General features: G+C 67.8%; 23 protein-coding genes, 1 pseudogene and 1 riboswitch. Of the genes and pseudogenes, 7 read left to right on the top strand and 17 right to left on the bottom strand.

What is annotated here, in order from left to right; translation table 11 throughout:
- Positions 1-4: 4 nt before the first annotated feature.
- A complete protein-coding gene (locus HWX09_RS32460; RefSeq protein WP_027783262.1) occupies positions 5-589 on the bottom strand; it encodes an SIS domain-containing protein in 585 nt (194 codons plus the stop codon).
- A 126-nt stretch (positions 590-715) separates the two neighbouring features.
- Positions 716-1,144, bottom strand: a complete 429-nt coding sequence (locus HWX09_RS32465; RefSeq protein ID WP_027783261.1) for a YraN family protein — start codon at positions 1,142-1,144, stop codon at positions 716-718.
- A gap of 46 nt (positions 1,145-1,190) precedes the next feature.
- Between HWX09_RS32465 and rsmI the strand changes: the two genes are divergently transcribed.
- Entirely contained in the window at positions 1,191-2,069 is an 879-nt protein-coding gene (gene rsmI / locus HWX09_RS32470) for a 16S rRNA (cytidine(1402)-2'-O)-methyltransferase (RefSeq protein ID WP_027783260.1), read from the top strand.
- 78 nt (positions 2,070-2,147) lie between these two features.
- Here the strand turns inward: rsmI and HWX09_RS32475 are convergent, their stop codons facing one another.
- Positions 2,148-2,759, bottom strand: coding sequence for a septal ring lytic transglycosylase RlpA family protein (locus HWX09_RS32475; RefSeq protein WP_027783259.1), 612 nt, complete (start codon positions 2,757-2,759; stop codon positions 2,148-2,150).
- Between the two features lie 655 nt (positions 2,760-3,414).
- Between HWX09_RS32475 and HWX09_RS32480 the strand changes: the two genes are divergently transcribed.
- The 3 genes from HWX09_RS32480 (at position 3,415) to HWX09_RS32490 (ending at position 5,265) form a co-directional block, all read left to right on the top strand.
- A complete protein-coding gene (locus HWX09_RS32480) occupies positions 3,415-4,059 on the top strand; it encodes an MBL fold metallo-hydrolase (protein ID WP_027783258.1) in 645 nt (214 codons plus the stop codon).
- On the top strand, positions 4,056-4,715 hold the full coding sequence (locus tag HWX09_RS32485) for an exonuclease (RefSeq protein ID WP_027783257.1): 660 nt from the start codon (positions 4,056-4,058) through the stop codon (positions 4,713-4,715). Before HWX09_RS32480 ends, HWX09_RS32485 begins: the two co-directional genes overlap by 4 nt.
- 79 nt (positions 4,716-4,794) lie before the next feature.
- Entirely contained in the window at positions 4,795-5,265 is a 471-nt protein-coding gene (locus HWX09_RS32490) for an Lrp/AsnC family transcriptional regulator (protein ID WP_006477376.1), read from the top strand.
- Between the two features lie 59 nt (positions 5,266-5,324).
- Here the strand turns inward: HWX09_RS32490 and HWX09_RS32495 are convergent, their stop codons facing one another.
- The 3 genes from HWX09_RS32495 to HWX09_RS32505 form a co-directional block, all read right to left on the bottom strand.
- The gene (locus HWX09_RS32495) at positions 5,325-6,482 is read right to left on the bottom strand and encodes a cation diffusion facilitator family transporter (protein WP_027783256.1); all 1,158 of its coding nucleotides are present in this window, start codon (positions 6,480-6,482) and stop codon (positions 5,325-5,327) included.
- A gap of 242 nt (positions 6,483-6,724) precedes the next feature.
- A complete protein-coding gene (locus tag HWX09_RS32500; RefSeq protein WP_006491875.1) occupies positions 6,725-7,018 on the bottom strand; it encodes an H-NS histone family protein in 294 nt (97 codons plus the stop codon).
- 358 nt (positions 7,019-7,376) lie between these two features.
- Complete coding sequence (locus tag HWX09_RS32505; protein WP_027783255.1) at positions 7,377-8,036, bottom strand: pyridoxamine 5'-phosphate oxidase family protein; 660 nt, start codon at positions 8,034-8,036, stop codon at positions 7,377-7,379.
- 241 nt (positions 8,037-8,277) lie between these two features.
- On the opposite strand from HWX09_RS32505, the gene HWX09_RS32510 reads away from it, so the two are divergent.
- Positions 8,278-9,495, top strand: a complete 1,218-nt coding sequence (locus HWX09_RS32510) for an MFS transporter (RefSeq protein ID WP_027783254.1) — start codon at positions 8,278-8,280, stop codon at positions 9,493-9,495.
- 88 nt (positions 9,496-9,583) lie between these two features.
- On the opposite strand, the gene HWX09_RS32515 is transcribed toward HWX09_RS32510, so the two are convergent.
- Together HWX09_RS32515 and HWX09_RS32520 are read right to left on the bottom strand one after the other, a co-directional pair.
- On the bottom strand, positions 9,584-10,726 hold the full coding sequence (locus tag HWX09_RS32515) for a branched-chain amino acid ABC transporter substrate-binding protein (protein WP_027783253.1): 1,143 nt from the start codon (positions 10,724-10,726) through the stop codon (positions 9,584-9,586).
- Between the two features lie 437 nt (positions 10,727-11,163).
- Positions 11,164-12,243 (bottom strand): nitronate monooxygenase, encoded by a 1,080-nt coding sequence (locus HWX09_RS32520; protein ID WP_027783252.1) that lies wholly within the window; start codon positions 12,241-12,243, stop codon positions 11,164-11,166.
- A gap of 223 nt (positions 12,244-12,466) precedes the next feature.
- On the opposite strand from HWX09_RS32520, the gene HWX09_RS32525 reads away from it, so the two are divergent.
- Positions 12,467-13,159 (top strand): dienelactone hydrolase family protein, encoded by a 693-nt coding sequence (locus HWX09_RS32525; RefSeq protein WP_027783251.1) that lies wholly within the window; start codon positions 12,467-12,469, stop codon positions 13,157-13,159.
- A 79-nt stretch (positions 13,160-13,238) separates the two neighbouring features.
- Complete coding sequence (locus HWX09_RS32530; protein ID WP_027783250.1) at positions 13,239-14,717, top strand: amidase family protein; 1,479 nt, start codon at positions 13,239-13,241, stop codon at positions 14,715-14,717.
- A 97-nt stretch (positions 14,718-14,814) separates the two neighbouring features.
- Here HWX09_RS32530 and metF read toward each other — a convergent pair whose 3' ends face one another.
- The 9 genes and pseudogenes from metF to HWX09_RS33475 all read right to left on the bottom strand — a co-directional run.
- Entirely contained in the window at positions 14,815-15,645 is an 831-nt protein-coding gene (gene metF / locus HWX09_RS32535) for a methylenetetrahydrofolate reductase [NAD(P)H] (protein ID WP_027783249.1), read from the bottom strand.
- A gap of 34 nt (positions 15,646-15,679) precedes the next feature.
- Positions 15,680-16,033 (bottom strand): phage holin family protein, encoded by a 354-nt coding sequence (locus HWX09_RS32540; RefSeq protein WP_027783248.1) that lies wholly within the window; start codon positions 16,031-16,033, stop codon positions 15,680-15,682.
- A 96-nt stretch (positions 16,034-16,129) separates the two neighbouring features.
- Positions 16,130-17,548, bottom strand: a complete 1,419-nt coding sequence (gene ahcY, locus HWX09_RS32545) for an adenosylhomocysteinase (protein ID WP_027783247.1) — start codon at positions 17,546-17,548, stop codon at positions 16,130-16,132.
- Positions 17,549-17,580: 32 nt separating this feature from the next.
- Positions 17,581-17,699: riboswitch (S-adenosyl-L-homocysteine riboswitch) on the bottom strand.
- A 97-nt stretch (positions 17,700-17,796) separates the two neighbouring features.
- Complete coding sequence (locus HWX09_RS32550) at positions 17,797-18,531, bottom strand: RNA polymerase sigma factor FliA (protein ID WP_027783246.1); 735 nt, start codon at positions 18,529-18,531, stop codon at positions 17,797-17,799.
- Between the two features lie 22 nt (positions 18,532-18,553).
- Positions 18,554-19,372, bottom strand: coding sequence for a flagellar biosynthesis protein FlhG (locus HWX09_RS32555; protein ID WP_027783245.1), 819 nt, complete (start codon positions 19,370-19,372; stop codon positions 18,554-18,556).
- A complete protein-coding gene (gene flhF, locus HWX09_RS32560; RefSeq protein WP_027783244.1) occupies positions 19,365-21,149 on the bottom strand; it encodes a flagellar biosynthesis protein FlhF in 1,785 nt (594 codons plus the stop codon). Before flhF ends, HWX09_RS32555 begins: the two co-directional genes overlap by 8 nt.
- Positions 21,146-23,245: a flagellar biosynthesis protein FlhA gene (gene flhA, locus HWX09_RS32565; RefSeq protein WP_027783243.1), complete on the bottom strand. Its 2,100-nt coding sequence runs from the start codon at positions 23,243-23,245 to the stop codon at positions 21,146-21,148. The genes flhF and flhA overlap by 4 nt, the downstream gene beginning before the upstream one ends.
- Positions 23,242-24,450 (bottom strand): flagellar biosynthesis protein FlhB, encoded by a 1,209-nt coding sequence (gene flhB / locus HWX09_RS32570; protein WP_027783242.1) that lies wholly within the window; start codon positions 24,448-24,450, stop codon positions 23,242-23,244. The genes flhA and flhB overlap by 4 nt, the downstream gene beginning before the upstream one ends.
- Positions 24,451-24,513: 63 nt before the next feature.
- Positions 24,514-24,846: pseudogene (locus HWX09_RS33475) on the bottom strand (hypothetical protein); the annotation flags it as partial.

Consider the following 24,846-nt stretch of genomic DNA (forward strand, 5'->3'; position numbering starts at 1 on the left):
TCGTTCAATCCTCACCCAGCAGCATCGCGTCGATGCCGTCGCACAGGCAGTGGATGGTCAGCAGATGGACTTCGTGGATGCGCGCCGCGCGAACGGCGGGCACGCTGATCGGAATATCGGTGTCGGACAGCGCGGCCGCGACCGTGTGGTCGCTGCCGCCCGTCAAGGCGACGACGGTCATCTCGCGCTCGTGCGCCTCGTCGATCGCGGCGAGCACGCGCGGCGACGCGCCGCCCGCGTCGAGCACCAGCAGGATGTCGCCCGTCTGGCCCAGCACGCGCACCTGCTGCGCGAACAACTGCTCGACGGCTGCCGCGCCCGCGAGGCCGGCCTGCGACGCGTCGGTGGCCAGCGCGATCGCGGGCAGGCCCGGACGCTCGCGCTCGAAACCGCCGACCAGCGACGCGGCGAGATACTGCGCGGCGGCGGCCGATGGGCCGTCACCGCACGCGATGATCTTGTTGCCGTTCGCCAGTGCGGCGAACATCGCATCGACCGCGGCTGCGATCGGCAGCGACAGCGCGTCGGCCGCTTCGGCATGAAGCGCGGCGCTGTCGCGGAATTGTTGCTGAATACGTTCGACTGACATCGATTCCTGGTGAACTGGGCGCGCGGCACAACTCGCGCGACATCGTGGGTGCGGCGAGTTTACCGTACTCCGGCGCCCTCTCCGGGGGTCCGGCAAGAACTCTTTACATCTCGTCACAGCTCGCGGCTACGCATCGTCGGTACGAAATGCGTCACGCAGCCACGCAAGCCGCCCGGCCTCGAACGCGACGACGTCGAAACGGCACGCGGCGCCGGCGCCGTGTCGCGCCCAGAACTGCAACGCGGCCGCGACCAGACGGCGCCGCTTGCGCCAGCCGACGCTCGCGGCCGCGCCGCCATGCCGGGTGCTGCGCCGTGCGCGCACCTCGACGAAGACGAGCATGCCGTCGGGCTCGCGCATCACGAGATCGAGCTCGCCGCCGCGCATCGTCACGTTCGCGGCGACGAACCCGAGACCACGGCGCTCGAGAAACTGCCGCGCGCGCTGCTCGAACGCCGCGCCGACCGGTTTGGATCGCGCCGCGCCGGAAAAGTTGTCGCCCGAACGCAGCCGGCCGCGCGCGCCATCCGGCCGGGCCGGCGCCGCGTGGCACAATGCCGTCCTTGTTCCGTTCGTGCCGCGATTGCGTGCATTGCCTGCCATGACTGCCCTCCTCGAACTCGCGCATACGCAGCACTACCCGGACGCCGCGCTCTACGTGGTCGCCACGCCGATCGGCAATACGGCCGACATCACGCTGCGCGCGCTGCATGTGCTCGGCCTCGCCGACCGCATCGCGGCCGAAGACACCCGCAACACGGGCCAGCTGCTCGCCCGCTACGGGATCTCGAAACCGCTCGTCGCCGTGCACGAGCACAACGAACGCGAAGCCGCGCAGCGCGTGATCGAACTGCTGCGCGGAGGCGAACGCGTGGCCTACGTGTCGGACGCCGGCACGCCCGGCATCTCGGACCCCGGCGCACGGCTCGTCGACGCCGTGCGTGCCGCCGGCTTCACGGTGGTTCCGCTGCCCGGCCCGAGCGCGGCCGTGACCGCGCTGAGCGTGGCCGGCGACTGGGCCGGCGCGTTCACGTTCGCGGGCTTCCTGCCGCCGAAGGCGAAGCAGCGCGCGACCGCGCTGCAGGCGCTGGCGTCGCACCCGTACGCGCTGGTGTTCTACGAAGCGCCGCACCGGATCACCGAAACCGTCGCCGCACTCGCCGACGCGTTCGGCCCCGCGCGCCGGCTGCTGATCGCGCGCGAGCTCACCAAGCTACACGAGCAGTTGTTCCAGGGCACCCTGGCCGAAGGACAGAGCTGGCTCGCCGGCGACGCGAACCGGCAGCGCGGCGAGTTCGTGCTGGTCGTCGAAGGCGCGCCGGCGGCAAGCGGCGAAGCCGACGACACCGCACACGACGCGCTGCTCAGGCTGCTGCTGGAGGAAGTGCCGGTGAAGAGCGCGGCCAAGCTGGCGGCCGCGCTGACGGGCGCGTCGCGCAACACGCTGTATGCACGTGCGCTCGCGCTGAAGGAAGGCTGACGCGCGCCGCCGGCACGCGGAAACGACAAAGGGCTGCCGGAAGGCAGCCCTTTGTGCATGAGCGGACGATCCGCCGCGTTACTTCGCCGAGATCGACGCGAACATTTCGTCGCGCGCCTCGCGCGCTTCCTGCGGCGACAACCCTTCGATCTTCACGCGGCCCGTGCCGGCGTGCACGAGGCCGATCACCTTGGCCGCCGCATACGACAGGTCGAGCACGCGGCCGCGCTTGAACGGCCCGCGATCGTTGACCTTCACGACGACCCACTTGCCGGTCGATGCGTTCGTCACCTTGATGTACGACGACAGCGGCAGCGTGCGGTGCGCGGCGGTGAACGCGTTCATGTTGAAGCGCTCGCCGTTCGCGGTGCGGCGGCCGTGGAAATCCCGCCCGTACCACGATGCGCGGCCGGTCTGGCGGAAATCGGACACATCCTTGCCGTCGATCGGCTCGGCGTCCGCCAGCGACGACTTCTTCGCGTCCTTGCTGTCGGCAGCCGGCATCGATGCCAGCGCGGAATCGAAGCTGAGCGGCTGCTTGTCGTCGTCCGCCTTCGCGGCAGCGGCCGTCTTGTCGACCGCCTTCTTCTGGCTCACGCTGCCGGTGGTCTGGCTGGGTGGCACCGCACAGCCCGTCAGCGCAAAAAACAATGCAATGGTTCCGAATCGGCTCGGAAAACGTAAATTCATCGACGTGTCGCCTTCTGGTTCGGGCCGCATCGATACAACGCTGCTTCACAACGCAGAGATGCGCCCCGGACGGCAAATGCGTGCACGCCCGGCTCGAGTGCGAGCAGGCGGCTAGCATGGGCGCGGCATTCGTCTAGGCCGCAACCGTCCTGATTAGCTTTCACGTCTGGCGCAACCTGTCCCCAACAGCCTGACCAGACCCCACATGCCGCCATCGAACATGGCTTCACGTTCGCGCGCGTCGATACGACCAACGCACAGGAACGGCGGCACAGGCCTCATCCGGCGGCGCGGCAGCAGGGCCGCAGGCGGGCGCGCAGCGCCCGGCCGGACAAGACGTGAGCACCGAATGCTCGGTGCTGGATACACCGCCGGACTTCCCGGCGGCCGATGCTTGACGGTGAATCGAATGCCTCGTTTAACGGGGCCGAAACACCAGCGAATTGCGTGAAATTCACGCGCAATGGGGCGCATTATACATAAATCAAAACCTTGTCTCGAAAAGCGCCCCCGGCGGACCATTGATTCTCACTATGGCTGTAACAATCGGCATGCTCGGGGAAAGCCCTCATCGGCGCGCCGCGCCATGCATCGCACGCACGGCAGGCCGCGCGCGCGACCGGTACAATCGCTCCTTTTAGCCGCCGGTGCTCCCATGAAAGTCACGCTCATTCCGGTCACGCCATTCCAGCAGAACTGCTCGCTGCTCGTCTGCGAAAAGACGGGCCGCGCCGCCGTCGTCGATCCGGGCGGCGATCTCGACCGGATCGAACAGGAAGTCGCGCGGCAGAACGTGCAGGTCGAGAAGGTGCTGCTCACGCATGGGCACATCGATCACTGCGCGGGCGCGAAGACGCTCGCGACGCGCTACGGCGTGCCGATCGAGGGGCCTCAGGAAGAGGAACGCTTCTGGATCGAGAAGCTGCCGACGCAGAGCGAACGCTTCGGCTTTCCGGCCGCCGACATCTTCGAGCCCGACCAGTGGCTGAACGACGGCGACACCGTGCAGTTCGGCGACGAGACGCTCGAGGTCTATCACTGCCCGGGCCACACGCCCGGCCACGTCGTGTTCTTCAGCCGTGCACATCGCGTCGCGATCGTCGGCGACGTCCTGTTCGCGGGCTCCATCGGCCGGACCGATTTCCCGCGCGGCAATCACGAGGATCTCGTCCGTTCGATCAAGGAAAAGCTGTGGCCGCTCGGTGACGACGTCACGTTCGTGCCCGGTCACGGCCCGGTGTCGACGTTCGGCGACGAGCGCCGCACGAACCCGTTCGTGTCCGACAAGGTATTTGGATGAACCAGACCGCCATCCCCGAAATCTACGTCAGCACCGACGTCGAGGCCGATGGCCCGATTCCCGGCCCGCACTCGATGCTGAGCTTCGCGTCAGCCGCCTATACCGAGGACAAGCAACTGATCGCGACGTTTTCGGCAAACCTCGAGACCCTGCCCGGCGCGCACGCGCACCCGGTGCAGGAAGCCTGGTGGAAGACCGAACCCGAAGCCTGGGCCGCATGCCGGCGCGACCTGCAGACGCCCGAGGCGGCGCTGGTCGCCTACGTCGAATGGGTCGAGGCGCTGCCCGGCAAGCCGGTGTTCGTCGCGATGCCGGCCGGCTTCGATTTCACCTTCATGTTCTGGTACATGATGCATTTCGCGGGGCGCTGCCCGTTCTCGTGGTCGGCGCTCGACATCAAGACGCTCGCGTTCGCGATGACGGGCCTGCCGTACCGCAAGGCGATCAAGCCGCGCTTTCCGAAGCATTGGTTCGACGACCATCCGCACACGCACGTCGCGCTCGACGATGCGATCGAGCAAGGCGCGCTGTTCTGCAACATGCTCGCCGACCTGCGCCGTCAGCAGGCCGCGCTCGCGGGCCTGGCCGTGTCGGATACCGATCGGTCGGAAAGCGCGGGGGCGGGACAAAATCCCACGGATCCGCGAGCAAATTAGCGAATCCCGCTCACCAGCGCGTCGCCAGATTGCCTTTCCTTCCCCGGGCCTCTAACATTCAGCGTGTTGTAGCTGCCGCATGGAGGCGCAGGTGACGCTCGATTCCTTTTCGCAAAAAATCCTTCGCCTGTTGCAGCTCGACGCGCGCCGTTCCGTTCAGGAAATCTCCGACCAGGTCGGGCTGTCGAGCACACCGTGCTGGCGCCGCATCAAGGACATGGAACAGTCGGGCGTGATCCAGCGCTACACGGCGCTGCTCGATCGCGAGAAGCTCGGCCTGCACGTCTGCGCGCTCGCGCACGTGCACCTGACGCGTCACAACGAAGGCGGCGTCGAGCAGTTCGAGCGCGAGATCGCGACCTGCCCGGAAGTCACCGAGTGCTACAGCACGACCGGCGAAGCCGATTACATCCTCAAGATCGTCGCGCCGGACATCAAGGCCTACGACGTGTTCCTGCACGAACGCATCTTCAAGATCCCGGCCGTGTCGCAGGTACGCACGAGCGTCGTGCTGCGCGAAATCAAGTTCGACACGCAACTGCCGCTGTAACGCGCGGGCCTGCCGCCTGAGGCCGGCCGCGCTCGCGGCTGCCGGCTACCGGCCGCCGGTCACGTCTGCACGGGCAACGTGCGCGTGAAGCCGATCCGGCGCGCGCCGAACTCGCGCTTCAGCGTCTCGACGTCGAGCCGGCCGGCCAGCGCCGCATCGGTGTCGCGCGGGTCGCTGTCGAGCGTCACGTCGACCTCGAGGCCCGTACTCAGGTAATGCAGATTGATCGCCGCGGCGCGCAGCCCGCGCTGCGCGAGCGCGGCCTCGAGCCGGGCCACGAGTTCGTCGCGCGGCGGCAGCGCGAGCGCCGGACGGCGCGCCGCGTCGTTCTCCGGGTCGACATGGATCAGCGCATCGAGCACGCGCGGGTCGGACAGCACGCGTGCCCGCGCGGTCTCGGCGATGTAATGCCCTTCGGAGACGGAGATCTTCGGATCGACGAGGATGTGCGCATCGACGAGCGCGGCATCGCCCATCTTGCGCGTGCGCAGGTCGTGCACGTCGCGTACGCCGGGCGTCGCGGCGAGCAGCGCGCGGATCTCGGCCGTGTCGGCCGTATCGAGCGCGCGGTCGGAGAGGTCCTGCAACGCGTCATAGCCGAACGTCCAGCCCATGCGCGCGACCATGAAGCCGACGATCGCCGCGGCGATCGGGTCGAGCAGCCGCACACCGGCCAGGCTGCCGACGATGCCGATCGCGACGACGAGCGACGACGCGGCATCCGAACGCGCATGCCATGCGTTGGCGACGAGCATCGCCGAGCGCACGCGCCGCGCTTCGCGCAGCATGTAGCGAAACAGCGCTTCCTTCGACACGAGCACCGTCAGCGCAACGATCAGCGCGGAAAAATGCACGGCCGGAATATTTTCGAGATTAACGAGGCGGTCGCCGGCGCGCCAGAGCATGCCGATACCGACCGCAATCAGGATCGCGCCGAGAAACAGCGACGCGACCGTCTCGTAGCGGCTATGGCCGTAATTGTGGTCGGCATCCGGCGATGCGCCGCTATGCCGATTCGCAACCAGCACGACAAAATCCGAGATCAAATCGGAAATCGAATGCACACCGTCAGCAATCAATGCCTGCGAATGCGCAATCACGCCGACGGCGATCTGAAATGTCGCAAGCACGACATTCAGGACAATACTGACGAGCGTGCTCTTGCGCGCAACTGCGTGCTTATCTGCGCTCTGCGCGTCGCCGGAAAACGTGGACATGAAATATGAGATATCGGTGTGCGGGACGTAATTCTATCAAAGGCGCCCCGCGAGCCCTTCCAGTACCCACAAATTTCTCATTTAAATCAATCGCTTATGCGAACGTGTCGCATTTTCATTCACATGACACACTTACATTTTCATGACGGCACAGCGACCTTGCCGGCGTCCGGAAAACAAAAAAGCCGCGCTCCTCGACGGACACGCGGCTCTTCTGAAGAGCGGACAACCTAAACGAACGTTTAAATCGCAAACTGTTCGCGGTTCTTGCCGGCGATCCAGCGCGGCGGCTTGCCACGACCCGACCACGTCGCGCCCGTTTCCGGATCGCGGTATTTTGCCGCCACGCCTGCGCGCGGGCGACCGACCTTGCCGGCCTTCGCGCGGCTGAGACCGAGTTCGGCGAGCGAAAAGCCGTAGTCGGCAATTTTCTGCTTCACGTCATTCAGCACTTCAGCGTATTCACGCGACTTCGCTTCTTCGATTTGCTTCTCCAGCTTCTCCCGCTGGGCCAGCAGGTCCTTGTAAGAAGACATAGTTTCCCTTTCTATCTATCTGACCAATGGCGCCGGTCTGAGCCAGCTCACCATTCATGAAATATATGTGCCTCGGATTTTCGAAGGCAGAGATTAGCACAAAAAAGATTTGATAGAAGCGAGATTCACGAAAATCCCGAGACCAATTGTAATTCGCACATGTCATTTTGACCGGCCGCGGCCTTTTCTCAAATTTTTACGCTCCTGCATAGAGATTAGGACATTAGCGATTGGCTATTAGGTCTATCAATATACGCAATTACCCTGCATTCAAAAAATCAAAGCTTTCATCGGACGACAGTTTTGCGAAAACCACATGACGCGGTTTGCTAAACGGACAAATCACTGACCCGCGACGTCACGTCACATTCTTCGCGCAGGCGATCAGCCGCTCGCGCAGCACACCGATATCGGCCGACGGCGACTCGAACGGCGTGCGCACGCGGCGCCCGTCGCATCGCCAGTCCGCGCCATGGCGATCGACGCCGAGCAGGTCGAGCCCGTCGCGGTGCGCGTCGCCCGCTTCGTAGGCACGCCATAGCGCCTGTTCGTCGTCGAACGCGAGCGGCGGCAGCGCATCGAGATGCGTGCCGTCGACCCAGCCCATCCGTCCGAACCCGCCGATATAGCGCAGCCGCTCGATCTCGAGCGCCCAGAACGCGAAATCGCCGAGCGCGAGATAGCGCGCGGCGTCCGGTTCGTAGCGCAGGTAACGCGCGGTAACGTGCGGATCGTCGCCGAGCGGCACGAACCGGCCCAGCAGCGTCGCGCGCTCGGCGTTCAGGACATCGCCGTCATTGGCATCGACGACGAGGAAACCCGCACGCGGATCGGCGGCGAGATTGCGCGTGTGCTCGGCCAGGCCGCTCACCAGGATCACGGGCCGATGGCTTGCATCCGGTGCAAACGGCACGACCGTCGGATACGGGAACCCCTGCGGTTCGCGCGCATGGGTGGCGAGCGTGCCGAGCGCGCAGCGGTGCAGCAGATGCAGGGCGAAGGCGGGATCGATGTTCAAGAGGAACTCCTGCGGTCGAAAGGCGGTGCCTCGGGCATGGCTTCGATGTTACCCGCGCTCGCCGCACGCGTCGCATCGGCCGAACGGCCAATGCGACACCGGGCCGCCGCCGCGGGATGGCTCGACCGCCCGAGCATCGACCGAACGGCCATCGCCCGGCAGAAACGTAAGCGGTTCGATAGAATCGGACAAATCCGCCGGGCGCCATGTGCGCCCGCGCATTTTCCCGACGAGCCTTCCCGTGTCCGAATCCTCCTCCCCCGAATCGTCGTCCCCGTTCGCCGCGCCGCCCGACGCGCATCGCGTGCTGCCGCTGCCGGCCCGCCAGCGTGCGCGCACGGCGTCGATGGCGCTGTTCTTCGTCGCCGGCATGATGTACGCGTCGTGGGGCGTGCACGTGCCGACCGTGCGCGACAAGTTCGCGCTGAGCCCCGGGCTGCTGTCGATCGCGCTGTTCGCGGTCGCCGGCGGGTCGATCGCCGCGATGCTGACCATCGCGCGCTGGATCGCGCGCGTCGGCTCGCGCACCGCTTGCCTCGCCGGCGGGCTCGTGATGTCCGCGTGCGCGGCGCTGATCCTCGTCGTGCCCGACTACTGGATGCTGCTCGCGGTGCTCGCGCTGTTCGGCTTCTCGATGGCGACGCTCGACGTCGCGATGAACGCCGAGGCCAGCGCGGTCGAAATCGCGCTCGGCAAGCCGATCATGTCGTCGCTGCACGGGATGTTCAGCATCGGCGGGATGGCCGGCGCGGCGGCCGGCGGCGCACTGCTGTCGGCCGGCATGGCGCCGGTCGCGCATCTCGCGCTCGCGGCGGCGGTGTGCGCCACGGTGCTCGTGGTCGCGAGCCCGGCCGTGCTGCCGCACGTGCCGCATCACGAACAGGCGCACGGCGGCGGCAATCGCTGGCGCTCGCCCGCGCTGTGGATGCTCGGCGGCATCGCGCTCGTCGCGCTGATCGCCGAAGGCGCGATGTACGACTGGGCGACGGTCTACATGCGCGACGTGGTCGCGGCGAGCCCGGCGCTCGCGAGCGCCGCGTACGCGGCGTTCTCGGGCGGGATGGCCATCGCGCGCTTCGCGGGCGACGCCGTGCGCGCCCGCTTCGGCGCGCCGCAGCTCGTGTTCGCGAGCGCGTCGCTCGCCTGCGCGGGGATGATCGGCGCGCTGCTGCTGCCGAATCCGGTCGCGGTGCTGACCGGTTTCACGCTGATGGGCCTCGGGCTGGCCAACATGATGCCCGTGCTGTTCGCGGCCGCCGCGCGCGTGAAAGGCATCCATGCGGCCGAAGGGCTCGCGCACGTGGCCGGGCTCGCGTATTTCGGACTGCTGTTCGGTCCGGTCGTGATCGGCGCGGTCGCGCAGGCCGCGAACCTGACGATCGGCCTGTCGGTCGTCGCCCTGTGCGCGGCGCTCGTCGCGCTCGTCGCACCGAAGGTGCTCGCGCACCTGAAGATCTGACGGCGCGGCGGCGCACGCCGGCCCAAAAAGAAAGCGCGCATGCGTTGCCGCATGCGCGCTTTCACCCTCCTGTCGACCGCTCGTTGCGTTACATCTTCACTTCGTCGAGCAGGGACTTCTTGCCGCTCTTGTAGTTGTACAGCGAAATCACGCCGTGCTGCAGGTCGCCCTTCGAATCGAAGGTCGTCGTGCCGATCACGCCCGTGTATTTCGTCGCCGGCATCGCCGCCAGGATCTTCGCCGGGTCCGTCGAGTTCGCGCGCTTCATCGCGTCGGCGATGATGTACACGGCGTCATACGTGAACGGCGCGTAGATCTGGATCGGCTGGCCGAAGCGCTTCTCGTACTTCGCCTTGAACGCGCTGCCGCCCGGCATCTTCTCGAGCGAAGCACCGGCTTCCGAGCACACGATGTTGTCGGTCGCGTCGCCGGCCAGGTCGGCCAGTTTCTCTGTGCACACGCCGTCGCCCGCGAAGATCTTCGCGCGCAGGCCGAGCTGCTTCGCCTGCTTCGCGAACGGGCCGCCGGTGGCGTCCATGCCGCCGTACATGATCGCGTCCGGGTTCTCGCCCTTGATCTTCGTCAGAATCGCGCGGAAGTCGACCGCCTTGTCGTTCGTCGCGTCATGCGACATCACCTTCAGGCCGAGCGCCTTCGCCTTCTTCTCGAATTCGTTCGCGAGACCCTGGCCGTAAGCGGTCGAATCGTCGACCACCGCCACGCTCTTGATGCCCTTCGAGTGCGCATAGTTCGCCAGTGCCGGGCCCTGCTGCGCATCGGTCGCCACCACGCGGTACGTGGTCTTGAAGCCTTGCTGCGTGTACACCGGGTTGGTCGCCGACGGCGAGATCTGCACGATGCCGGCATCGCTGTAGATCTTCGAGGCCGGGATCGACGTGCCCGAGTTCAGGTGGCCGACCACCGCGACGACCTTGTCGTCGACGAGCTTCTGCGCAACCTGCGTCGCCTGCCGCGGGTCGGCGGCGTCATCCTGCGGGTCGAGTTGCAGCGTGATCTTCTGGCCGCCGATCGTGAGACCCTTCGCGTTGATTTCCTCGACCGCGAGACGTGCGCCGTTTTCGTTGTCCTTGCCCAGGTGTGCAATGCCGCCCGTCAACGGCGCGACGTGGCCGATCTTGACGACTTGATCGGCGGACGCGTTGCTTGCAGCTGCAGCACACAGCATCGCCGCTGCGGTGATCGGCAACAGCTTTTGCATCTTGATATTCATGTAAGTCTCCAGTTCGGTCCCAAAAAACGCCATCGCCCGGTGCCCCGCTGCCATCCCCGTGTTTGCCATCACTGGACGATTCGCCGGTTGCATCGTTCATGCACTTGGCCTCAAGTACGTGAAAACCGCCGCTTTTAGCAGCTGCCCGCCCGTACTTGCGCGCAAGTGTAGGTGATCAAATTAATTTGTGGGACTTTTTTGGGGTAGTGGTAACACTACCGATATGCGCGCTTTGGAAGGATGACTCGAATAACGCTGCAAGCCCCGGCGGATAAGGGTTTCCGCTAATTCCCGGCATACTTTCGAAAGGTCGTTTCGACCTATTCACGGGGCATTTCGATTCGGTATTTTATGCCCGTGATCATTGAATGAAACGCGCGTGACACCACGCGCGTTTCGCCGCCCGATATCGATGGTTGCGGCGGATGAAGCAGCGTTCAGGCGGCCGATGCACGCCATTCCGCGTCGAGCGCGGCGACCAGCTGCGACGTCGTCAGCGCATCGCCGCGCCGCCGCGCGAGCGGCGCGCCCTGTCCGGCCCACAGCGACAGATAGTCGCCGTCGTTCGCGCGCGCGGCGGCCTGGCGCAGCGGCTGGGTCAGCGCATTCTGCACCGGATACGGTGCGGCGTCGGCCACGTGCTCGCCGAGCCGCGCCATCAGCGTGTTGCGCAGCCCGCGTGCATGACGGCCGGTGATCGCGCGCGTGACCTGCGTCGACGTATCGGCGCTCGCGAGCAGCCGCGCCTTCCAGTCTGCCGCGATCGCGCTTTCCGCGCACGTGAGGAACGCGGTGCCGAGTTGCGCGCCCTGCGCGCCGAGCGCGAGCGCGGCCGCGATGCCACGGCCGTCCATGATCCCCCCCGCGGCGAGCACGGGCAAGCCCGTCGCGTCGGCGAGCTGGGGGACGAGCGCGAACGTGCCGATCAGCGCATCGTCAGCGCAACCGATGAAGGTGCCGCGATGGCCGCCCGCCTCGGCGCCCTGCGCGGACAGCGCGTCGGCGCCGGCCGCCTGCCACGCGAGCCCTTCGGCCACGTGCGTCGCGGTGCCGATCACATAAGTGCCGACGGCTTTCAGGCGCGCGACGTCGGCCGCGTCGAGCACGCCGAACGTGAAGCTCGCGACCGGCACGCGCAGCGCGACGAGCGCATCGAGCTGCGCGCGGAAATCGGGCGCGTAGCGCGCCGGCGCCGTGCCCGGCGGCAAGCCGAGCGTCGCGTTCAGCGGGTCGATCGCCGCCAGTGCGCGCGCGAGCGTCGCCGCATCGGGCGCGACGTCGGGCAGCACGAACAGGTTGATCGCGAACGGGCGATCGGTCGCCGCGCGAATTGCGGCGACTTCGGCCGCGAGGCGCTCGGGCGCGAGCGCGCCGGCACCGAGGCTGCCGAGCGCACCGGCATTCGACGCGGCCGTGACCATCGCGGTCGTGGTCGCGCCGACCATCGGCGCCTGCACGAGCGGCAGGCGCAAACCGAAGCGTTCGGAAAAGGGCGTGGAAAACGAGCGGGAAGACATGGCGAATCCTTCGATGACGATGCGCGAAAGCGCTTTGTAAAGGCCGACACATCGACTCTATCGAAGCGGCGCGGCGCCGAAAAATGAATAATCGAGATCGAAACGATCGCTGCGCGAGAAGCGGTCGCGCGCGCTGCACCACAGCACGATTGGTGGCACACTAGGCCGCCCTCTTTTTACCCGCGGGGCGCCTCGCGCACCCCGCACGCCAGGAGTTCAGAACGTGACTGCCCAATGGATCGACATCCCGACCGGTAACGACAGCTTCGGCGGCTATCTCGCACTGCCCAAGCGCGGCAAGGGCCCTGCCGTCATCATCATCCAGGAGATCTTCGGCGTGAACTCGCACATCCGTGCGGTCGCCGACCAGTACGCGGCCGACGGCTTCGTCGCGCTCGCGCCCGACGTGTTCTGGCGCACGCAGCCGCGCGTCGAGCTGACCTACGAGGGCGCGGATCGCGACAAGGGCATCGAGCTGATGAAGAAGACCGACGTGGGTCTCGCGGTCGCGGACATCGGCGCGGCGGCCGACGCGTTGCGCGCACGCCCCGAAGTGAGCGGCAAGCTCGCCGCGATCGGCTACTGCTTCGGCGGCCAGATCGCGTACCGCGCGGCGGCGACCGGCAAGCTCGACGCGGCGGTCGCCTATTACGGCGGCGGCATCCAGAACGCACTCGATCTCGCCGCCCAGATCACGCAGCCGATCCTGTTCCACTACGCGGAAAACGACCACGGCATTCCACTCACCGCCGTCGACCAGGTGAAGGCCGCGTTCGCCGGCCACGGCGATGCGTCGTTTCACGTCTACCCGGGCGCCGAGCACGGCTTCAACTGCACGGACCGCGCCTCGTACAACCAGCGCGCGGCGGCGCTCGCGCACGGCCGCACGTTGACCTTCCTCGCCGAGCACCTTTAAAAAGGCATAACGCGGGCCCGCCACGCCGGGCCCGCGTTATGCTCGCATCATCGCCACGAGTCACACGGGGGTAACCGCGATGCACTCGGACTATCTCGCGCACGACGCAATCGGCCTCGCCGCGCTCGTGCGCGACCGCCACGCCAGCCCGCGCGAACTGCTCGACGCCGCGATCGGTCAGGCCGAAGCGGTCAACGGCGCGATCAACGCGATCGTGCTGCAGGACTACGAAGCCGCGCGCGCGCGTGCGGCGGCCGCGCCCGAGCCGGGCGCCGACGCGCCGTTCGCGGGCGTACCGTATCTCGTCAAGGATCTCGGCGCGGCGGTCGCCGGGCTGCCGCTGTCGATGGGCAGCCGGCACTACCGTTACTTCGTGCCGGCCGACGATTCTCCGGTGATCGCGCGCAGCCGCGCGGCGGGCCTCAACGTGTTCGGCAAAACCAACACGTCCGAGATCGGCCAGATGCCGTACACGGAACCGGAACTGTTCGGTGCGTGCCGCAACCCGTGGAACCTCGATCACACGCCCGGCGGTTCGAGCGGGGGCGCGGCGGCCGCCGTCGCGGCCGGCATCGTGCCGCTCGCGCATGCGTCCGACGGCGGCGGCTCGATCCGCATTCCGGCGTCGTGCTGCGGGCTGTTCGGCCTGAAGCCGAGCCGCAACCCGGTGCTCGTCGACCTGCCGTCGAACGGCGAACTCGTCGTCCAGCACGCGGTGTCGCGCAGCGTGCGCGACAGTGCGCTGCTGCTCGACGTGACGACCGGCCAGACCCTGCCGCCCGGCGCGCCCGGCACCTTCCTCGGCGCGCTCGATACGCCGCCCGGCCCGCTGCGGATCGGCCTCGTCGTCGATCCGATGCTCGCGCCGGCGCTCGCCGACGACACGCGCGCGGCGCTCGACGACGCAGCCGCGCTGCTCGAATCGCTCGGCCACCACGTCGAGCCGGCGACGCTGCAAATCGACTACGCGCGCGCGGCCGAAACCTTCCTGACGCTGTGGGCGACGATCGCCGAGGAAATGGTGCTGGGCGCGCGCGAACTGACCGGCCGCACGCCGCGGCGCGGCGAATTCGAGGCCGCGACGTGGGCGATGGCCGTGGTCGGCCGCCGCCTTGCGCGCACGCGGCTGCCCGACGTGCTCGAATGGCAGCGCCAGCTCACCGTGCAGGTCGCCGGTCTCGTGTCGCGCTACGACGCGATCCTGTGCGCGTCGCTCGCCGGGCCGCCGGTGAAGATCGGCGAATTGCAGCCGACGCCGTTCGAATCCGCGCAGATGAAGCTGCTCGCCGCGCTGCCGGTGAAGCCGCTGCTGAAGGAAATGCTCGCGAAGTCGTCGGAGAAGGCGTTCGCCTGGGCCGGCTGCACCGAGCTGTTCAACCTGACCGGCCAGCCGGCGATGTCGGTGCCGCTGTACTGGAATGCGCGCGGGCTGCCGATCGGCGTGCAGTTCGCCGCGCGCCACGCCGACGAAGCGTTGCTGCTCCGGCTCGCGCGGCAGCTCGAACAGGCGCGGCCGTGGTTCGACCGCCGCCCGCCGCTGATGCAGGCGCAGCGCTGACGCGCGCACGTTTTCGCCGCGCGTCACGCTTCACGATAAAAAAGCCCCGCCGGCACGAACCGGCAGGGCTTTTAAGCATACAACCGCGTGACGGCGCTTACACCGCGAGCCGTTCGCAGATCGTGCGCGTCGCGACCGCCGCGTTCAGCGTGTAGAAGTGCAGCCCCGGCACGCCCGCGTCGATCAGGCGCTGGCACAGGCTCGTGACGACGTCCGCGCCGAACGCACGGATCGACTCGCGATCGTCGCCGAAGCTCTCGAGCCGGCGCGCGACCCAGCGCGGCACTTCGGCGCCGCACATCTCGGAGAAGCGCATCAGCTGCGAGAAGTTCGTGATCGGCATGATGCCCGGCACGATCGGCACGTCCACACCCAGCTTGCGCGCATCGTCGACGAAGCGGAAATACGCGTCCGCGTTGAAGAAGTACTGCGTGATCGCGGAATTCGCGCCGGCTTTCACCTTGCGCGCGAAATTCTCGAGATCGGCTTTCGGCGAGCGCGATTGCGGGTGGTACTCCGGATAGCCCGCGACCTCGATGTGGAACCAGTCGCCATGCTCGGCGCGGATGAAGCTGACGAGCTCGGACGCATAGCGCAGCTCGCCGACCGCGCCCATCCCCGACGGCAGGTCGCCGCGCAGCGCGACGATGTGCCGGATGCCGTGCGAGCGGTACTGGTCGAGAATCGCGCGCAGGCTGTCGCGCGACGAGCCGATGCACGACAGGTGCGGGGCGGCCTCGAGGCCGTCCTTCTGCATGTCGAGCACGGTGTCGAGCGTGCCCTGCTGCGTCGATCCGCCGGCGCCGAACGTCACGGAGACGAATTTCGGCTTCAGCGGCAGCAGCTGCGCGCGCGTGGCGCGCAGCTTTTCGACGCCGTCCGCCGTCTTCGGCGGGAAGAATTCAAACGAGAGTTCGATCGGTTTCATGATTCGATGGGGTTGGGCCTCAACCCGCCCGCCCTCAGCCGATGTCGCGCTGGCCGAAGATCAGGGCGGACAGCAGCCACGACACGATGCTGTACAGGATCGAACCGAAGAACGCGGACCAGAACCCCGACACCTCGAAGCCCTTCAGCAGCGACGACGCGAACCAGAAGCACAGCGCGTTCACGACGAGGATGAACACCCCGAGCGTGACGATCGTGACGGGCAGCGTCAGCAGGATCAGCACCGGCCGGATCACCGTGTTGATCAGCCCGAGCACGACCGCGATGATCAGCGCGGTGCCGAAGCTCTTGATGTGGATCGACGGCACGAGGTACGTGATGATCAGCAACGCGAGCGCGTTGATGACCCAGGTGAGGATGAGGCTCATGGAGGGCTCCGGTTCGGTTGTCGATCGGTACGATCGGGGAGCGCCGCCGCGCCGTGCGCCCGCCACGGGCGCGCACGACACGGCGGCGGCCGCGCATCAGTAGCGGTAGTGGTTCGGCTTGAACGGGCCGTCCTTCTGCACGCCGATGTACGAAGCCTGCTCGTCCGACAGCACCGACAGGTTCGCGCCGATGCGCGCGAGGTGCAGGCGCGCGACCTTTTCATCGAGATGCTTCGGCAGCACGTACACCTTGTTCTCGTACTCGTTGCCGCGCACGAACAGCTCGATCTGCGCGAGCGTCTGGTTCGCGAACGAGTTCGACATCACGAACGACGGATGGCCGGTCGCGCAGCCGAGGTTCACGAGGCGGCCTTCCGCCAGCAGGATCACGCGCTTGCCGTCCGGGAAGATGATGTGGTCGACCTGCGGCTTGATGTTTTCCCACTGGTACTGGCGGGTCGACGCGACGTCGATTTCCGAGTCGAAGTGGCCGATGTTGCAGACGATCGCGTTGTGACGCATCGCCTTCATGTGATCGTGGTTGATCACGTGGTAGTTGCCGGTCGCCGTCACGAAGATGTCGGCCTTGTCCGCCGCGTATTCCATCGTCACGACGCGGTAGCCTTCCATCGCCGCCTGCAGCGCGCAGATCGGATCGATTTCGGTGACCCACACGGTCGCGCCCAGGCCGCGCAGCGACTGCGCGCAACCCTTGCCCACGTCGCCGTAGCCCGCGACGACCGCGACCTTGCCCGCGATCATCACGTCGGTCGCGCGCTTGATGCCGTCGACGAGCGACTCGCGGCAGCCGTACAGGTTGTCGAACTTCGACTTCGTGACCGAATCGTTCACGTTGAACGCCGGGAACGGCAGGCGGCCGTCCTTTTCCATCTGGTACAGGCGGTGCACGCCGGTCGTGGTTTCTTCGGTCACGCCCTTGATGTGCGCGAGGCGCTTCGAGTACCAGTTCGCGTCGACGTCGAGGTGCGCCGCGATCGACTTGTACAGCGCGACTTCTTCCTCGTTGGTCGGCTTCGCGATCACCGAACGGTCCTGCTCGGCCTTCGAGCCGAGGATCAGCAGCAGCGTTGCGTCGCCGCCGTCGTCGAGGATCATGTTCGCGAATTCGCCGTTCGGCCATTCGAAGATGCGGTGCGAGAACTCCCAGTATTCGTCGAGCGATTCGCCCTTGAACGCGAACACCGGCGTGCCGGCTTCGACGATCGCGGCCGCGGCGTGATCCTGGGTCGAGAAGATGTTGCACGACGCCCAGCGGACGTCCGCGCCGAGCGCCTTCAGCGTCTCGATCAGCACGCCCGTCTGGATCGTCATGTGCAGCGAACCGGCGATGCGCGCGCCCTTCAGCGGCTGCTGCGCCTTGTATTCGTCGCGGATCTGCACGAGGCCCGGCATTTCGGTCTCGGCGATGTTCAGTTCCTTGCGGCCCCAGCCGGCCAGCGCCATGTCGGCGACGACGTAATCGTGGGAAGCCTTGGAATCGATAATGGCGTTCATCACGCCCTCCTTTCTAAAAAGTTTCTAGATTGGTGACGTGAGCGCCGTTCAGGAAGCGGGGCCGGCGCGAAAAAACCGCTGCACGGCTGCTTGGTGAAGCCTTCCGAGCCTGGCGGACGCTGGATGGTCCGTCGCAACGCTCCTCGGAAAACGGAGGGGATTGTAGCAAATCGGCGCGCGAAATGCGCAAGCGCCGCGCAACCGCGGCACAGGCGCGCGGCGTCGGCGCGCGCGGCCGCGGTAAAGGGTCAGGACTCGGCGCCGACCCACGCCTGTTCGCGCAGCCGCGCACGCAGGCGCGCAACGGCCTGGCTGTGCAACTGGCACACGCGCGATTCGCTCACCTCGAGCACCGCGCCGATCTCGCGCAGATTCAGACCCCGTTCGTAGTACAGCGACATCAGCAGCTTCTCGCGCTCCGGCAGCCGCTCGATCGCCTCGACGAGCGCCTCGCGCAGATGGTCGTCGAGCAGCGCCGACAGCGGATCGGCATGATCGACGCGATAACGGTCGAGGAACGGCTCGTCGTCGGCCGCGCGGTCGAAATCCTCGTAGTAGATGAGCTGGCTGCCGTGCAGGTCCTGCAGCATCCCCTGGTATTCGTCGAGCGGCATGTTCAGGTGCTGCGCGATCTCGGTCTCGCTCGCCGAGCGGCCGAGGTGCTGCTCGACCTGGTGCACCGCGTGCTCGACCTCGCGCGACGTCTTGCGCAGGCTGCGCGGCAGCCAGTCGTTGCTGCGCAGCTCGTCGAGCATCGCGCCGCGGATGCGCTGCGTCGCGTAGGTCTCGAACTGCGCGCCCTGGTCTTCCTTGTAGCGGCCGGCCGCGTCCATCAGTCCGATCATGCCGGCCTGGATCAGGTCGTCGAGATCGACGCTCGCCGGCATCTTCGCGACGAGCTGCAGCCCGAGGCGACGCACGAGCGGCGCGTATTGCGCGAGCACGTCGGCCTGGGACATCTTTCCTTGAGCGTTGTACATCATGGCTCCCTCCTTCGGGTGGCGCTCACGCGGCGTGTGCCGCGCCCGCCTCATACGACGGCTTGCCGCCGGCGTGGACTGCGCGGCCCGCACCCGAACGCGGGCGCATCGGCCAGTACAACAGGTCGGCGGCAATCTGCCGGTAATCGCGCGCGGCAGCCGACGACGGAAACGCATCGACCACCGCATGCATCAGTTCTCGGGCGTGCTCGACGAGCGGATCGGCGCTCACGCAGCCCGCGTCGGCGATCGACACGGTCAGGTAGCGGCTCGCGACGCCTGCGAGGTTGTCGAAGGCCGTCTTCGCGTCCGCGTGGCTGCCGACCTGATTGGTCAGCACGCGGAATTGTGCGAGCGCGTGCGCGAAATGCAGCCGCTTCATGCACGCATACGCCTCGGTGATCGCCTGCGCGGCGACCCGCGTGACGATCAGCACGTCGTGGGCTTCGCGCGCGAGCGCCGAGAACGATCCGTCGGCGCCGAGCTGCGCGTCGACGAGCACGATGTCGGCCGGGCCGTCGATGAAGTCGCTCAGTTGCGCGTCGCTGTAGCCGGCACGCGCGAGCCGCGCGGCGCCGCACAGGCCGAAGCCGGCCGCCACCCGCGTGCGTTCGCCGTCGCGCAGCCACGCGCCGGCGAGCGTCGCGCTGGCCGAATGCACGTCGGCGCGTTCGTCGACGACGAGCACGTCCTTGCCGAGCGACGCGAGCGCCGCCGCGAGGTTCACCACGGTGGACGTGCAGCCGACGCCCACCGGGCCGCCCGTCACCGCGACGATGCGCGACGCGCGCCCGGCCAGCAGGCGTCGCAGCCCTTCGGCCTGGTCGATGATCCGTTTATCCAAATCGCACCTCGTGCAGCTCGGCGGTGGAACGTGCGGTCAGGGCGGAAAGCAGCGTCGGCATGTCCTCGTCTTGCGGCACGAAGGGCGAGCCGTCGCGCGGCACACAGAACGCGCTCTTCAGCAGGAATTTGGTCGACGCGACGTACAGGTTCTCCGGCACCTTCTGGCCGGTCGACACGTAGTGGACCGGCAGCTTGTAGCGGATCACCGTGTCGAGCACGCCGCCGAGGTGAGTTGCCTCGTCGAGCTTGGTGAGGATGCAGCCGGCCAGATCAGGATGCTCGCCCGCGCTGCGGTACGCCTGCACGACTTCGTTCAGCGTGTCGCCGTGGCTCGTCGCGTTGAGCAGCAGCAGGCGCTGCACCGGCGCGTTCGCGCCGTGCAGCATCGCGATCTGGTCGGACACCGCGCGGTCGCGCTGGCTCATGCCGATCGTGTCGATCAGCACGATGTGCTTGTTGCGCAGCTCGGACAGCGCGAGCGCGAGGTCGCCCGCATCCTTCACCGCGTGAACCGGCACGCCGAGAATCTTGCCGAAGATGCGCAGTTGCTCGTGGCCGCCGATCCGGTAGCTGTCGGTGGTCAGCAGCGCGACCTTGCTCGCGCCGAAGCGCATCACGCAGCGCGCCGCCAGCTTCGCGGTGGTGGTCGTCTTGCCGACTCCCGTCGGCCCCATCAGCGCGAACACGCCGCCGCGCTCCATCAGCGCGTCCTCGCTGTCGAGCACCGGCAGGTTCGACGCGAGCACCGACTGCGCCCATTCGGCGGCCTGCTCGAAGGTCTGCGCGCCGTCGCCGGACGGCAGGTTGTCGACCAGCATCCGCACGAGCTGCGCGGAGAAGCCGGCCGAGAACAGGTGCTTCGTCAGCGCACCGTGGACGGCGCTGCGACGCTGGCGATCGTGCCACATCAGGCTGTCGAACTGCTCTTCCATCATCCCGCGCAGCTCGCCGAGCTCCTGCATCACGGTGTCGTTGACGATCCGCTCGATGCGCGACTTCACCGCATCGGCCACTGCGGCGGCCGTGTCGGCGGACAGGCGCGTGCGCTCCGTCGCCTTGGCGGCGTACGCGGCGCCCGTGTCGGGGGCGCGGTTAGCGGCGGCGGCCGGCGCTCCGGCGGCTGGCGCTCCGGCGGCCGGCATCCGGCGTTCGGCGTCGCGCACGATGTCGCGCGCCCAGTCGAGCGGCGTCGCGCCGGCCGCCGCTTGCGGCGCGGGCGCGCTCGCCCGCGGCTCGGCAGATGCCTGCGCACGGGCCATCAGCGCGTCGCGCTGCTGCATCAGGCGCTTCGCGTGCTCGACCAGCCACGGCGCGGGTTCGGAAGGGGCGGCCGGCGCCCCGGCGGCCGGCGTACCAGCGGCAGGCGCGGCGATCGACGACGCTGCTGCCGGCTCGTCCGCATCGATCGACGAAGCATGCACGTCGAGCTCTTGCGCGTCGGCGCTCGCGCCGAACACGGACGAGAACACGTCCGGCAGGCCGCCCGCGCCCGCCGCATACGGATTGACGGCCGGGCGCGGCGCACTGCCCGGGCGCGACACGATGCCCTGCACGGCGGCGGCCGGCACGGACTCCGGCAGACGCGACGTCGCGAGGCGCGGACGCGCGGCCGGCGGCGCCACCGCGGCGAGATCCGAATCGGCGAGTGCAACGATTTCCACACTGCCGTCATCGAGCGTGCGGTTCGACAGCACGACCGCGTCGGCGCCGAGCGCCTCGCGCACGAGACGAAGTGCGTCGCGGCTCGTTGCGCCGGTGAATTTGCGAATGTTCAAGCGGAACCCCCGATGACGTTAACGACTTTGATCGTGCGTGTGTCCGGCACTTCGGCATACGACAGCACTTTCAATTGCGGCAGGCTGCGGCGCAGGAAACGCGCGAGCATCGCGCGCAGCGCGTGCTGCACGAGCAGCACGGGCGGCAGCCCGAGATTCTGTTGACGCAGCATCGCTTGCTGCGTGCCGGTCAGAAGGTTGTGCGCGAGGCCAGGCTCGAGGCCCGGGTTCGCGCCGGTGGCGAGCGCCTGCGACAGCACGCGCTCCAGATTCGCGTCGAGGCCCATCACCTGCATTTCGCCGGCGCCCGGATACCACTGCTGCGTGATCGCGCGGCCGAGCGAGAGCCGCACCGCGGCCGTGATCTCGTACGCGTCGCCGCGGCCCGCATGCTCGGACACGGCCTCGAGGATCGTGCGCATGTCGCGGATCGGCACGCCTTCCTCGAGCAGGTTCTGCAGCACCTTCTGCAGCGTGGTGAGCGAGATCGTCTTCGGCACGAGGTCCTCGACGAGCGACGGCGCATCCTTGCCGGTGCGCTCGACGAGCGCCTGCACTTCCTGGCGGCCGAGCAGCTCGGCCGCGTGCTGGACGACCAGATGGTTCAGGTGCGTCGCGACGACCGTGCTCGCGTCGACCACCGTGTAGCCGTACACCTGCGCCTGCTCGCGCATCGCGACGTCGATCCACACGGCCGGCAGCCCGAACGCGGGATCCTGCGTGACGGCGCCCGGCAGCGCGGCCGTGACCTGGCCCGGGTTGATCGCGAGCCACTGGCCCGGGAACACTTCGCCGACGCCGATCTCGACGCCCTTCAGCGCGATCCGGTACGCGTTCGGACGCAGTTCGAGGTTGTCGCGGATATGGATCACCGGCGGCAGGAAGCCGATTTCCTGCGCGAATTTCTTGCGGATGCTCTTGATGCGCTTGAGCAGCTCGCCGTCGCTGTTCTTGTCGACGAGCGGAATCAGCCGGTAGCCGACTTCCAGGCCGAGCGGATCGATCAGCTGCACGTCGTCCCAGGTCGCTTCGTGGCTGTCGGCCGGCAGCACGGCGGGCGGGGCGATGTCGGTCACGTCGCCGGCCGCCTTGCGGGCCGCCGCGCGCTGGGTCAGCGTGCGCGCCAGCCAGATCGCGCCGCCGCCGAGCGCGAGGAACGCGAAGTGCGGCATCCCGGGGATCAGCCCCATCAGCACGATGATCGCGCCGGTGATGTTCAGCACGCGCGGGTTCGTGAACAACTGGCCGGTGATCTGCGTGCCGATGTCCTCGTCGGTCGCGACGCGCGACACGATCACGCCGGCCGCGGTCGAGATCACGAGCGACGGGATCTGCGCGACCAGGCCGTCGCCGATCGTCAGCAACGTGTAGTTGGTGCCGGCCGCCGCGAAGCTCATGTCGTGCTGGACCATCCCGACGATCAGCCCGCCGATCACGTTGATCGCCATGATGATCAGGCCGGCGATCGCGTCGCCGCGCACGAACTTCGACGCGCCGTCCATCGACCCGTAGAACTCGGCTTCCTGCGATACCGCAAGGCGCCGCTTGCGCGCCTGTTCCTCGTTGATGAGGCCCGCGTTCAGGTCGGCGTCGATCGCCATCTGTTTGCCGGGCATCGCGTCGAGCGTGAAGCGCGCGGATACTTCGGCGATCCGCCCCGCGCCCTTCGTGATCACCATGAAGTTGATGATCATCAGGATCACGAACACCACGATGCCGACCGCGAAGTTGCCGCCGACGAGGAAGTGGCCGAACGCCTCGATCACCTGGCCGGCCGCGTCCGGGCCGGTGTGCCCTTCGAGCAGCACGACGCGCGTCGACGCGACGTTCAGCGACAGGCGCAACAGCGTCGAGAACAGCAGCACGCTCGGGAACGCCGCGAAATCGAGCGGCTTCATCGTGTACATGCTGACGAGCAGCACCATCACGGACAGCGCGATGTTGAACGTGAACAGCAGATCCAGCAGCATCGGCGGCAGCGGCAGGATCATCATCCCCAGGATCATGCAGATGAGGATCGGGCCCGCGAGCGCGCGCAGATTCGTGCCCGCGAACGGGTTCGGGCGCTTCGCGAACAGGCCGGTCGGGGTGCTCATGCGGAAGCTCCTTGCGTGCCTTGCGTGCCGAGCGTGTCCTCGGCTTCCTCGCGTTCATCGTCGGCGGCCACCGACGTGCCCTTGTCGAGATCGGCCGGCACGTCGAGATCGACCGGCACCGCGGGGAACGCGCCGCCTTCCGAACGGAAGCGCTTGAGCTGGTACACCCATGCGAGCACTTCGGCGACGGCCGAGTACAGCGAGCCGGGAATCTCGCGTTCGATTTCGACGTTGTGATACAGCACACGCGCGAGCGGCGGCGCCTCGAGCAGCGGCACGTTGTGCTCGGCCGCGAGTTCGCGGATGCGCGCGGCGACGAGGTTCACGCCCTTGGCGACGACCTTCGGCGCCCGCATCTCGCCGTCCGTGTATTGCAGCGCGACCGCGAAGTGCGTCGGGTTCGTGACGACCACGTCGGCCTTCGGCACGGCCGCCATCATCCGGCGGCGCGCGATCGCGCGCTGCTGCTGGCGGATTCGTCCCTTCACGTGCGGATCGCCTTCGTTCTCGCGATGCTCGCGCTTCACTTCTTCCTTCGTCATGCGCAACTTCTTGTTGTACTGCCAGAGTTGGTAAGGCACGTCGAGCCCGGCGACCACCAACATCCCGGCGACCGTCGTGCCGCAGCACACGGCGACCAGATGCAGCGCATCGGGCAGCGCGGCGCCGAGCGGCTGCGTCGCGAGACCGAGCAGTTCGTCCTTGCTGCGCCAGATCGCGATGCCGCCGATCCCGCCGACGACCAGCGTCTTCGCGACCGACATCCCGAGCTGGATCGGCCCCTGGATCGAGAAGATCCGGCCGAGGCCCGAGATCGGGTTCAGGCGGTCGAACTTCAGCTCGAACGTCTTTTGCGAAATCAGCCAGCCGCCGAGCGCCATCGGCGCGAGCAGCGCGGCGACGCCGGTGAGCGCGAGCAGCGGCAGCAGCGCGGCGAAGCCTTCGAGGCTCGCGCTGCCGGCCGCCGACAGCATCCGGTTGGTGTCGAACGCGGTCGCGCGATCGAACGTGAACGCGCCGCGCAGCATCGCTTGCAGATGCCCGCCCGACGGGCCCGCGAGCAGCCATGCGCCGTAGAACCCCGCCGCGAGCAGTGCGAACGAAGCCAGTTCGCGCGAACGCGCGACCTGCCCCTCCTCGCGCGCCTTCTCGCGGCGCCTGGGAGTGGCGGCTTCGGTCTTGTCGAGATCGCTCTCGTCTGCCACGGGGCCTCCGGTCGGGTACGGCGGAATGCCGCTTTCCAGTGACACCGATTATTCATGGAGGCATCAAACGCCGATCGGTCGAGCAAAGCCGGGAAAGGGGGGTATTTCGGGGAATCGGGCGAGCGCCGCAAACCAAGCCGGATCGGGGGGCGGAACGATGCACGGCGCGGCGAAAAAACGGTCCGGGCGGCGCATGCGCGAAGCGGCGGCGGCAAGCAGGACGGCAGCGGCGTCATGCGGGGGAACGGCGAAACGACGGGCGCGGAAGACGCGGGAAATCGGCCCGACGCAACGGCGTCGTGCGTCGTGCGTCGTGCGGCGAGCGGCGGGCGGTGAGCAGCCGGCGGCGGGCGGCGGGCAGCCGACGGCGGGCGGCAGGCGGCGGGCGGTGGGCGG

Source organism: Burkholderia sp. BCC1208, from assembly GCF_902833095.1.
In the GTDB taxonomy this organism is placed as follows: Bacteria; Pseudomonadota; Gammaproteobacteria; order Burkholderiales; family Burkholderiaceae; genus Burkholderia.